General features: G+C 42.2%; 6 protein-coding genes. All 6 read left to right on the forward strand.

Going from position 1 to position 13,074, the window contains the following annotated elements:
* Window positions 1-271 precede the first annotated feature (271 nt).
* The 6 genes from DWW10_RS24695 (at window position 272) to DWW10_RS24720 (ending at window position 12,909) form a co-directional block, all read left to right on the forward strand.
* Complete coding sequence (locus tag DWW10_RS24695; RefSeq protein ID WP_118422414.1) at window positions 272-2,818, forward strand: glycoside hydrolase family 31 protein; 2,547 nt, start codon at window positions 272-274, stop codon at window positions 2,816-2,818.
* Between the two features lie 11 nt (window positions 2,819-2,829).
* Window positions 2,830-5,562: an MGH1-like glycoside hydrolase domain-containing protein gene (locus DWW10_RS24700; protein ID WP_118422415.1), complete on the forward strand. Its 2,733-nt coding sequence runs from the start codon at window positions 2,830-2,832 to the stop codon at window positions 5,560-5,562.
* 335 nt (window positions 5,563-5,897) lie between these two features.
* Window positions 5,898-9,020 (forward strand): SusC/RagA family TonB-linked outer membrane protein, encoded by a 3,123-nt coding sequence (locus DWW10_RS24705; RefSeq protein ID WP_118422416.1) that lies wholly within the window; start codon window positions 5,898-5,900, stop codon window positions 9,018-9,020.
* A gap of 35 nt (window positions 9,021-9,055) precedes the next feature.
* Window positions 9,056-10,876 carry a RagB/SusD family nutrient uptake outer membrane protein gene (locus DWW10_RS24710; protein WP_118422417.1) on the forward strand — a complete coding sequence of 607 codons (1,821 nt, stop codon included), beginning with the start codon at window positions 9,056-9,058 and terminating at the stop codon, window positions 10,874-10,876.
* Window positions 10,877-10,886: 10 nt separating this feature from the next.
* On the forward strand, window positions 10,887-11,918 hold the full coding sequence (locus DWW10_RS24715; protein WP_118223948.1) for a family 43 glycosylhydrolase: 1,032 nt from the start codon (window positions 10,887-10,889) through the stop codon (window positions 11,916-11,918).
* Window positions 11,919-11,982: 64 nt separating this feature from the next.
* Complete coding sequence (locus DWW10_RS24720) at window positions 11,983-12,909, forward strand: family 43 glycosylhydrolase (protein WP_022393282.1); 927 nt, start codon at window positions 11,983-11,985, stop codon at window positions 12,907-12,909.
* The last annotated feature ends 165 nt before the right edge of the window (window positions 12,910-13,074 follow it).

Below are 13,074 nucleotides of genomic sequence, written 5' to 3' on the forward strand. Positions count from 1 at the left end.
TGCGTAATTTTTATTTCTTGTCTTGTCACCTTTTCTACTCCCTCTCAGATACCTTCTGGATGGGGGTACAATGAGTCAGGGACTGAATGGCATTCAGTCAGTGAGTGAAAGGCATTCAGTCCCTGACTGAATCAGATTCATTCAACGAGTCGGAAAAGTAGCTGCAGGAAAAGAAGAAACTTACGAATTTTTTGTAAGTATAATTGTTAACTGATGAAATATACGATGAATCATTATTTAACCCCTGATTCACATAAATATCAATATTACTATGATGAAAAAGTTAATACTTGCCTTTTGTATGTTACAAGGTATCTTGTTATCGTTGGGAGCTCAGGATATGCATCAGAACATAGCATATGCTGACAACAATGTGCGCTTTACGGTTATCTCAGATGGAACACTCCGTTTGGAGTATGCTCCAGACGGTAAATTTGTGGATAACAAATCTTTTGTTGCGGTGAACCGCCTCTATCCGGATGTAGACTACAAGCTAAAGTCAAAAGGGGCGTGGATTGAAATAACGACTTCTAAGATGAGGATGCGTTATAAAAAAGACAGTGGTCAGTTTACCGGAGATAATCTGGTAATTGAAGCGGTGAAAGGGGCATTTCCATTCACTTGGAAGCCCGGAATGCAGCAAAAAGGAAATCTGAAAGGCACTTACCGCACTCTGGACGGAATGGATGGTGAAACGCAAACTCAAACCTGGGTAGCTGATACCAAGAAAGGGGAACAGCTGAAATTGGAAGATGGTTTGCTGGCTACCGACGGTTGGTCTTTTATTGATGATTCACAAGGACTTCTGTTCGATAACGATCCGGATTGGGAGTGGGCGAAAGAACGTCCCGCCAATGGAGGACAGGACTGGTATTTCATGGCTTATGGGCATGATTACAAGCAAGCTCTGAAAGACTACACTCTCTTTGCAGGTAAGATGCCGTTGCCTCCCCGTTATGCGTTTGGCTATTGGTGGTCGCGCTATTGGTTGTATTCTGATAAAGAGTTCCGTAATCTGATTGATAATTTTAATACTTATCAGATTCCTTTGGATGTGTTGGTGGTAGATATGGACTGGCATTATACTGAGAAAGGTAAGGGAGGCTGGACCGGCTGGACTTGGAACAGGGATTTATTTCCGAATCCCCAAGGTTTCCTGAAATATCTGAAGCAGAATGACCTGAAAATTACTCTCAATCTGCATCCGGCAGACGGAGTGGCTGCATACGAAGAAAACTATACGGAGATGGCGAAAGACATGGGTGTCGATCCTGAGACAAAGAAGACGATCCCCTGGGTTAATTCCGATAAAAAGTTCATCCGGAATATGTTTAAGAATATACTGGGTCCGATGGAGAAAGATGGCGTAGATTTCTGGTGGTTGGACTGGCAACAGGGAATGTTTGATCCGAAGATGAAGAATCTGAGTAATACATGGTGGATCAATTACGCATTCTTTAGTGATATGGAAAAGCGCCGGGAGACTCGCCCGATGCTGTATCACCGTTGGGGAGGATTAGGAAACCATCGTTATCAGGTAGGCTTTTCCGGTGATGCGGTGATCTCCTGGAAATCATTGGACTTTCAGCCTTATTTCAATTCTACTGCCTCTAATGTGTTGTATGGCTATTGGAGCCATGACTTAGGAGGACATATCGGTAGTCAGATAGATCCCGAAATGTACACCCGCTGGTTACAATTCGGAGCATTAAGTCCGATTATGCGTACGCACTCTCAGAAAGGGGCGAAATTGAATAAAGAGCCTTGGGTGTTCAACAAGGAGTATTGTGACATCATTCGTGAAACGATTCGCCAACGCTATGTGATGGCTCCTTATATCTATACGATGGCCCGCAAGGGGTATGATGACGGAATTTCACTCTGCCGCCCCATGTATTATGATTATCCGGAAAATAAGGAAGCCTATGAGTTCCGGAATGAATACATGTTCGGAGATGATGTGTTGGTTGCGCCGGTCACTGCTCCGATAGAGAATGGTTATGCACAGGTTCGTGTATGGTTGCCGGAAGGTGAATGGTACGAATGGCATACAGGTGCTCTGTTGAAAGGAAATCAGATTGTGGAACGCTCTTTTGCTGTTGATGAATACCCCATTTATATAAAGGCAGGTGCCATATTGCCCATGTATCTGGATAATGTAATGAACCTGAATGGTAATGACGAAGAGGTGGCAGTGACAGTTTTTCCTGGTGGTGGCGATACTGCTGAGTTCAAGTTGTACGAAGATAATGGTAATGATAAGAATTATGCATCCGAATATGCTGTGACTAAGTTGAGTTCTGTCCGCAATGGTAATGAACAAACACTTGTTATAGGTAAACGTGAGGGTGCTTATAAGGATATGCCCCTTGCCCGCTCGTTTAAGGTGAAGGTGCTTTCTTCTTACATTCCCCAGTCTGTTATGGTGAATGGGCATCCGGCTAAATACCGGTACTCAGGTGAAGATTTTGCCCTTTTAATCGATATTCCAGCTCAGGCTTGCGATCAGGAAAAGGTGGTTAAGATTGTTTATCCATCTGAAAAGGTCGATATGAACGGACTTCTTGGAGCCTCCCGAAGAATTGCGAAGAGTATGGAACAACTGAAATATCGTAATTCGTACATTGTCTTTAAAGAAGAGTTCGGTAAAATGGGAAGTTTGAGTGAAGCTGTGACCTATGCCCCGTCCGAAATGCCCGCTTTGATCGCTGATTTCTGGAAAAGTTATAATGAACTGCCAGCAGTGTTGGAACGACAAGAACTGAAGAGTGATCTTGTGACATGGTTTTTGCAATCTGTTTGTTGGAGTAAGCAATAAATAATAGATAGATGAAACGATATTTGATGACATTTTTGGTCGCTTTCATGGCTTTTCACTGTATGGGGGCTTCGCCCTCTCAGGCAGACAGCCATGATATAGCGTCCTTACATGCATGGGGACCTTATTCCAAACGCTATGCAGGCATCTCGCACATACTTGATATGAGTAAAGGAATACGTTTTGATTTCTCCGTGATGCCCGGATATTACCGGAATCGCCAGTTGGTGCCGCATGTCCTGTTTGAATCGTCTTACTATCCATGGGAGATAAACCCGGAAGTGAATCGTATCACTTACAGGTATGAATTGGAATGGAAAGACAAGGTTTATACGGATGTCACTTATTACGTGTTGGATGATAACCGTACGCTGGTCGGAATACATTGTGTCAACAATACGGGAATGCCTCAGAATCTGGTCCTGAACCAGATGGCTTATATAGACTATCCTGAGACGTATCCGCAGGTAACTGCTACAGGAGCATCGCGGCTGAAATGGTATAATGCCATTGATTATACGGAGAATGAACCTGTTCGGAAATCGCCTCAATACAGACTGGTATATGATGGATGGCAGCGGAATGAAGAACGTAGTGCTTCGTCTCTCGATGGTTCGATTCTGGGGAGAGGCTTCGGTAGGAGCAAAGGTGACCGCCTGAGCTATCGGGTGAATATCTTTCCGGGTCAGGAAAACGGAGCCATAGGACTCCGGTTCAAGGTAAAGAAAGGGGAGAATGCTGCACTACAGTTGAAAGGACTGGTAGAACAAGCTGTTACTCTGAGGGGTACGGGAGAATTCTCTTTTGTATCAGTTCCTTATCAGAATAAGAAGGCGGGAGAATACAAACTGGAACTTATTTCGGGTAGTACCGTTGAAATCGGTCTGGATGGGTTCTTTATAGGGAATGCGGATGATATCAGCAATGTAAATGTAGTCCGTGCACCGATACCTTTTACTCCTGCAATGGAAGTAGGTAAAAACAAGAAAGACTTCATCCTGAAGTACAAAGACTGTGAAAACTATTATGGAGTAGCTTGGAACTATCAGCATTCGGAAGTTCGGGAAATACTGAACGGTGAGCTGGAATCTTTCTTTCGCAGAAAAGTGCACGATCATGTATCGTCAAGACTGATTGGCGACAGGAACTGGCATTATGCCAATGCTTTTTTGAGACCTGTTGTACTGGAACCTAACTCGGCACAGACTATTTATATGTTGGTATGTACTGGAAATAAGGAATTGGTACAACAGGAATTGCAGGATTTCCATTCGACTCCGGATAAACTGATTGCACAGGTTAAATCTACAGAAGATGCAAAGCCTGAAGACAAAGTGTTACCGGGCGGAGAGAAGTATCTTCTGGGAAATCGTTTACTACAAGCCTCGCTTTTATCGAATATCGTATATCCGGTTTATACACAGAAAGAGTATATCAGGCATTTCACACCGGGCAAGAACTGGAATAGTCTTTATACCTGGGATTCCGGATTCATCGCATTGGGACTGATTGATGTGGACCCGGCCAAGGCTTTCGAATGCATCAAGGCCTATACAACTCCGGTAGGGAGTGAATCGGCTTTTATTCATCATGGCACTCCACTGCCTATCCAGATGTATGCTTACGCTGATTTGTGGAACAATAGCCTGTCACGTGAGACCTTGGAATTCTTATATCCCCGACTGAAACAGTTCTTTAACTTTATGGTCGGAAACGATCCTTACTCTACTACCCGAATGAAAGGTTCCGGTCTGCTTCGTACCTGGGATTATTTCTATAATTCCGGTGGATGGGACGATTATCCGCCCCAGCATGCACGTGGGGGGAATAAACTGGTAACTCCTGTAGTTACTTCAGCTTATTATCTGCGGGCTGCGAAGATACTGCGCCTGGCGGCAAAGGAGTTAGGACTGAAAAAGGATATGAAGGAGTATGAACAGGTAATCAAACGACTGTCGAATGCTTTGCAAACCTACTCTTGGGACGAAGAAAGCGGATATTTTGGATATGTACTCCATGACTCCTTGGAGAACGCGAAAGAAATCTTACGGTATAAAGACCAGTCGAACTTCAACAAGGGGCTGGATGGAGTGACTCCTCTGACGGCAGGTATCTGTTCTCCGGCTCAGGTAGATCGGCTGGTGGGACATTTGTTTTCTCCTGATGAGTTATGGACAAAAGTCGGCATTTCAACGGTAGACCAGTCTGCACCTTATTATAAAGTAGATGGGTATTGGAATGGTGCCGTATGGTTTCCCCATCAGTGGGTGATGTGGAAAACTCTTTTAGATTTGGGTAAGGGAGAAGAAGCCTATCGGGTGGCACATACAGCCCTGGATAATTGGGAAAAGGAATGTGAAGCAAGCTATTTTACGTTCGAGCATTTCATTATCTCTTCGGGAAGAGGAGCAGGGTGGCACCAGTTCTCCGGACTTTCATCACCTATTTTAAACTGGTTTGCTGCCTACTATAAGCCGGGTAAAGTTTCTACCGGCTTTGAGGTATGGATTACGAAGAGCGAGTTCAATGGCAATTGCTCCGGATATAAGGCTGATATTTCTTTTGACGATTCGACAAAGGCCCATGAGCGTTGTATGATTGTCTGCATGGATGCAGGATATAAGTATGAAGTATTGTTCAATGGTAAGTCTGTTAAATCCAGATCTGAGCATTCCGGAATGTTAGAAATCACATTACCGGCTACTAATAAAACCGGTGAACTTATAATTCGGGCTCTTAATTAGAGTTATTCATAAGAGCATTATTTTCTTTCATATTCAACATTAACCTCTGTGAGGTATAAGATGCCCATTTCGCACACGGTGAAATGGGCATTTTGTGTTATCAGATTAAAACAGATCGATACATTTCATTACAAATGAAACTTTGCAAAATAAGATATTTGTCTCATTACTGATAATTTTGTATCTACCACCGTTTTATAGCCTTCTGACTGCGAGAATGAGACGTTTTTTCTCTTTTTAGAGATAACTTTACCACCCGTTCTCTAATTGATTCTCTACTTTTGTCCTGCTTTGAAGCACAAGGCAGTCTTTCAATTTTTTTAAAATTTAATATTATGAAGCAAAAGATTTTAAGATTCTTTTCTGATGCAAGGGTTAGGATGGTACTCCTCTTCCTGATTTCTACAGTTTATGTTCAAGCCCAGTCGGGCAGAATCGTTACGGGTGTTGTTAAAGATGCTACGGGCGAGACAGTTATTGGAGTAAACGTTACTGTGAAAGGTAATGCTGCTTTGGGAACAATTACCGATTTAGACGGTAAGTATTCATTGAACATTCCCGCGCAAAAGTCTACTTTGGTATTCTCATTCATTGGTTATCAAACCATAGAAAAAACAATTGATGCCAACACAAGAACTCTGAATGTCACCATGGCTGAAGATTCTAAGTTGCTGGATGAAGTTGTTGTAGTAGGTTATGGTACAATGAAGAGAAAGGATGTAACAGGTGCTGTGGCACACATTGGCGAGGAAGTGACGAAGAATAGAGCTGCAACGAATGCTCTCGATTTCTTGGTTGGTACTGTTCCCGGTGTACACATCACTCCTTCTACTAATGCAGCTGGTGGTGCTTCCGGACTCCTGATCCGTGGTAAGCAGTCATTGAAAGCCAGTACTTCTCCTTTGATCGTTTTGGATGGTGTTATATTTTACGGAAGTATTGATGATATTAATCCGAATGATATAGAAAGTATGGATATCCTGAAGGACGCCAGCTCTACTGCTGTTTACGGTTCTAAAGGTTCGGCGGGTGTTATTCTTATCAACACTAAAAAGGGTTCTACTGAAAAACCGATTATTAATGTAAGTACAAAGATCGGTGTGGCGCAAGCTACCTTTATGCCTCAAATGCCTACTGCAGAACAGTACATGCAGAGACGTTCTGACTACTACAAAACAATCGACTATTTTAAGCCGGGTGAACAACAAAAAGGTTTAGGATATTATGATAATCCTGATAACTTGCCTGATGGTGTTTCTCGTGAGCAATGGGCTGGTTATGATAATTCTTTCTCCGGTGACTACATTGAAACCTGGATGCAACGTCTGGAATTCAATCCTATTGAAGTTACTAACTACAAGGCTGGCAAATTCGTTGACTGGATGGACCTTGTTTACCAGAATGGTTTGAGACAAGATTACAGTGCATCTGTTTCCGGTAAGACAGCAAGAACCAATTATTATGTAGCATTGGGTTATACTAACAATGATGGTATCGTTGTCGGTGATCAGTTCCGTGCTTCAAGATCACGTGTGAACTTGGATACTGAAATTACAAAATGGTTGAATATCGGTTTGAATGCACAGTTCGTTCATAAAGGTACGGATAACATTTCAGCGGATACCGGTGCAGCTAAAGCAGCCAGCCCCTTCGGTGATGTTTATGAGGCTGACGGAAGTATCAAAGTTAGACCTTGGGATGATAACCGTATTGCTAACCCGTTGCTGAACCGTTCGGTAGACGATAAGTATTACAGAACTCAGAATTTTAATTCAAGTGTTTATGGTAAGTTGACTCTCCCGTTTGGATTTACATGGCAGACTACTTTCAACATACGCTATGGTTGGAGAAAAGACTATTATTTTGATTCTGATATCAAACCGGGTGTAGTAGCTGGTGGTAAAGCAAAACGTGAAGACTACTCTGACTACGAGTGGAGTATCGACAATATGCTGAAATGGAATCGTACTTTTGCTAAAATTCATAACTTTGACTTCACTTTTGTATATACTGCTGAAAAATACCAGAACTGGAAGAGCACAGGAAATAATGAAGGTTTCCAACCTAATGGTACGCTGAGCTATCATGCTATTCAGTCAGGTATCACTCCTACTGTCAGCTCAAATGATGAAATGCAAACAGGTAATGGTTTGTTGTGGCGTTTGAACTATTCATTGATGGATCGTTATTTGTTGACCGGTTCTGTACGTCGTGATGGTTTCTCTGCATTTGGACAGAACAATCCTTATGGTGTATTCTCTACAGTTGCTGCCGGATGGCGTATTTCAGAAGAAAAGTTCCTGAAAGATGTAAAATGGATTGATAACCTGAAACTGCGTCTCTCTTGGGGACAGACTGGTAACCGTGACATCGGTCGTTATGCAGCCTTTTCAAGATTGACAATTACCAACGTTATCCAGAATAGTGTAAACTATAAAGGTGTATATCCTTCTGGTTTGGCCAACAGAGACCTGAAATGGGAAACTACTACCGGTCTCAATTTTGGTGTTGACTTCGGATTGTTCAACAACAGACTGTCCGGTTCGGTAGAACTTTATAAGAACAAAACAAACGACTTGTTGATGGACCGTGCTATGCCTGAGATCTCAGGATATGGTTCAATCGCTTCTAACTTGGGAGAGATTGGTAACAAGGGTGCTGAGTTGACTCTGTCAAGTATAAATATTAATACTCCTAATGTACGTTGGGGTACTACATTTACTTATTCTACTAATAAGAACGAAATCAAGCACCTGTATGGTGATATGATTGATGTATTGGATGCAGATGGTAATGTGATCGGTCAACGTGAGGATGATGACGTTCAGAATGGCTGGTATATCGGACATGCTATCGATGAAATCTACGATTATAAGTGGATTGGCGTATGGCAACTGGGTGAAGAACTGGAAGCTGCAAAATATGGTAAGCAACCGGGTGACCCGAAATTGCTGGACGTTAACAATGACGGTAAGATCAATACAGATGATAAGCTTTGGTTAGGTACAAAAACTCCGAAACATCGTATGACTCTGAGCAGTAACCTGACTCTGTTCAAATGTATCGACTTCTCTTTTGTACTGCGTGGAGAGTTTGGCTGGATGGATATCGACAACTTGCCGAGAAATGAAACAAACCGTTTCTACAATACTTCAAACTCTGTTTGGACTGAGTACTGGACACCGTGGAATCCGAATAGCAAATATGCCCGTCTGGGTGCAAACGTTGATAGCCCGGGTGTGAATATCTACGAAAAGAGAAACTATGTGAGAATGCAGAATATGGCATTGTCTTATTCATTCCCGAAGAAGTTGATCAATAAGTTCATGATCGATAACCTGAGATTCAGTATCAATGTGGACAATGCATTCGTTATCTCTAAATGGAGAACATCTGATCCTCTGACTAAAGCCATTACTCCGCGTATCTGGACATTTGGCGTGAACATTACCTTGTAATCTGATAGAACGAATAATTAAATAAAGATATTCAAATGAAAACAAAGAAATATATACTAAAAGGCCTGGCCACTTGCTTGGTAGCAGCCGGTCTCTCAGCCTGTGTTGATCTTGAACCCAAAGCGATGTCGTTTCTGACGCCGGAGAACACTTTTGTGGATAAAGCGGGTTTGGAAACCATGCTTCGCCTTTGCCGTAAGCAGATGAATTTTGAATGGTTCGGAGATGCATTCAACTCCGGAAACTGTGAAACCTATTCTGTATATGAATATGCCTGGTCTGACCTGGCTGTAATGGGTGGTCCTGAGACGAAGGAAATCCATAACATGGTGACTCAGTTGACTCCTACAACTAATATGTACCTGCACTTGCGTTACTGGGTTTTCGGATGGAATGGCATTAAATATGCCAATACGGTAATTACCCGTGCTCCTGAAGCTTCGGATATGGCTTCGGAAGAAGACCGGAATGCTTGTTTGGCAGAAGGATATTTCCACCGTGCTTACTGGTATTATTTGTTGGTAAACCAATTTGGCGATATACCTTGGATCAATGAAGAAATTACCGGAGCAAAACTGGACTTTAATACTGTTTCTCGTAAGACCATTCTGGCAAATATCAAGAAAGATATGGAATATGCCGTACAATGGTTACCTCAGGAAGTGATTCGTGGTGCTGTGAGCAGAGCTGCAGGTGAGCACTTACTGGCTAAGATTTGTCTGGCTACCGGTGATTTCCAACAGGCAGTAGACGCAACTACCCGATGCATCAACAATTACGGATTACGTCTGATGACTGAGCGTTTCGGTATCAATATGGATGATAAAACCAAAGATGTATACAATGACCTGTTCCAGGAAGAGAATATCAGCCTTGTTGAAAACAAAGAGGGTATCATGATCGGTCAGGAAATCTATGGTTTGGATGGATGTTCCTCTCCGAGTGGTTCAAAACGTAAACGTAACTTCGTGCCGCAATGGCATGCAGGAAGTAAGATGAAGACACCGGACGGTAAGAATGGAACAACCGATGCTTCCGGAATCTACGACGGATATGAACAATTGGAAGAACTGGGTAGAGGTCTTGCTAAGATACGTCCTACTAACTATGCTCAGTATTCATTGTGGAGCAATTGTGGTGATGATATGCGTCATAACTCTAATAACTGGTTTGATAAATCACGTATCACTTACAATTTGCCGGCTTCAAAGGGTGGCAGTGCTACTTATTTCGGCCAACCGGTAAATCCTGCTTATTGTTCAGATACCATGCGTTGCTACTTCTCTTTCCCGATCGTAAAGGTTTTGGTTGACAAAGATGATCCGAATGCCGGAGGTAAAGTGCCTGTAGGTGGTTTCACTGACCAGTACATCTTCCGTCTTGCAGAAACTTATCTGAACAGGGCTGAAGCATATTGGTGGTTAGGAAAGAATGATCTGGCTACTGCTGATGTGAATACAATCCGTCGTCGTGTAAATGCTCCGGAATTTTCGTCAGTTACATTGGAAGATATCCTGGATGAAAGAGCCAGAGAGTTGTTCCTGGAAGATCATCGTAAGACAGAACTGACCCGTATCGCTTTCCTGAAAGCTGAAAAGGGTGTAGATGGATATTCTCTCAATAATTTTTCAGAGAAGAACTGGTATTATGACCGTGTTATGGAGAAGAACAACTTCTTTGCAGAAGAATATTATTATTCAACGAATGCTTTCATCATGAAACCGTACCATGTGTTGTGGCCGATTCCGCGTAATGCCATAGAATCCAATACACAAGGTCGCATTAACCAGAATTATGGTTATGATGGTTATGAAGATAATATTCCGGTAGAAGAACTTGAACAAAGATATAAATAAGTAGAATACAATGAGAAGTAAGTATATTTTGTTTGCCTTGGCTCTGACAGGAGCCTTGGCATCCTGCTCGGACGATGATAATAAAGGAAATGCAAATTATAAGAATCCTTATTCTAATCCGCTGACAGATTACAGTGTAGGTGACCCTACCATCTGGAAAGAAAATGATCATTCATTTTATGTATATGCCACCAATACATCTGTGATTCGTAAGTCGCAAGATTTGATTCATTGGACAGATGGCGGCCCGATGTTCGCAAAGAAACCTACATTCGTTACAGAATCAGGTGCAGCTGTCTGGGCGCCGGATATCGAAAAGGTTGGTGATAAATTTATCCTGTATTATGCTATGTCTGCCATGGGTAAACCTGCAACTGCCGGTATCGGTATTGCTTCTGCAGATTCTCCCGAAGGCCCTTTTACTCTGGATATCTCTGTTGATGGAAAAGGAAAGCTGTTCACTTCAAGTGAAATTGATGTAAGAAACTCTATCGACCCTTGCTTCTTCGAGGATAATGGACAGAAATGGCTGGTTTGGGGTAGTTTCAACGGTTTGTATGCAGTAAAGCTGAATGCTGACGGAACGAGAGTATATCCTGATATTGCAACTGCTAAGAAAGAAAGAGTACAGGTTGCGGGTACTGCTTTTGAAGCACCTTACATCCATAAGCGTGGTGATTATTACTATATGTTTGCATCTGTAGGTTCATGTTGTAACTCAATGTTGAGTACGTATACTACTGTTGTCGGACGTTCTACTTCTTTCTTAGGCCCGTACGTGAATAAGAATGGAGAATCAATGCTTGATAATAAATATGAAGTTCTTATCAGAGCTAATGATCGCTTTGTAGGACCGGGTCATAACTCGGAGATTGTGACAGACAGTGAAGGTACTGAGTGGATATTATATCACAGTTACGACAGACACACCCCAAGTAAAGGACGCTATTTGATGATTGACCGGATTGTTTGGGAGAATGATTGGCCAGTAATTGCTGGTAATAGTCCATCTACCGAAGCAGAAGCACCGGTTTGTAAATAGTAATAGTGAATATATGCAGAAAATATTGTTAATAGGAGCCTTTTTCGCCATAAGCTGTTTGCTTATGGCGAAAAAGCCCGTCAAGAGCTATCAGAATCCGGTTATAAACTATAGTTTGCCTGATCCTTCTATTATCAAAGGGGAGGATGGTTACTATTACTTGTATGCCACCGAAGATATTCGAAACTTGCCTATTCATCGTTCGAAAGACTTGGTGGAGTGGGAGTATGTGGGTACTGCTTTTACTAAAAGCACCCGTCCGAATTTTGAACCCAAAGGAGGATTATGGGCTCCTGATATCAATAAAATAGGTGATAAATACGTGCTTTATTATTCCATGTCCGTTTGGGGAGGCGAGTGGACTTGTGGCATCGGATGTGCTATTGCCGATAAGCCTGAAGGCCCCTTCAAAGATCATGGAAAAATGTTCCGTAGCAATGAAATCAATGTGCAGAATTCTATTGATCCTTTCTATATAGAGGATGGAGGAAAGAAATATCTCTTCTGGGGTAGCTTCCGTGGAATTTATGGTATTGAACTGTCGGATGACGGACTTTCTATAAAGAAAGGTGCTAAACTCCGTCAGGTAGCAGGAACAGCCTATGAAGGAACATATATTCATAAAAAAGATGGCTATTATTATTTCTTTGCATCCATAGGTACTTGTTGTGAAGGATTAAAGAGCACTTATACTACAGTTGTAGGTCGTTCGAAGAAGCTTTTTGGACCTTATGTTGATAAGAGTGGTAAGAAGATGCTGGATAACCACCATGAAGTATTAATTCATAAGAATGATGCTTTTGTAGGTACCGGGCATAATTCAGAGATTGTAACGGATAAAGCAGGTAATGACTGGATGTTCTATCATGCGGTGAGTACTAAAAATCCCGGAGGTCGTGTGCTGATGATGGATAAGGTTAGCTGGAAAGACGGATGGCCATCAGTGGCCGGCAATTCTCCGTCGATAGAAGCCGAAAGACCTGAAATGTAAAATAGTAAAATGAAGATTGAATATGAGGTTAAAAAGATTGTTTTTAGGGATAATGCTTTCTGCGGGCATTGTAAATATAGGAGCAGCAAATTATACTCCTGAGAATGTTTCCGTTTCTTTAAAAGTTCCGGGTAATGACGCCCAACACTATTCACTGACACTTCA

This window comes from Bacteroides intestinalis (assembly GCF_003464595.1).
Classification (GTDB): Bacteria; Bacteroidota; Bacteroidia; order Bacteroidales; family Bacteroidaceae; genus Bacteroides; species Bacteroides intestinalis_A.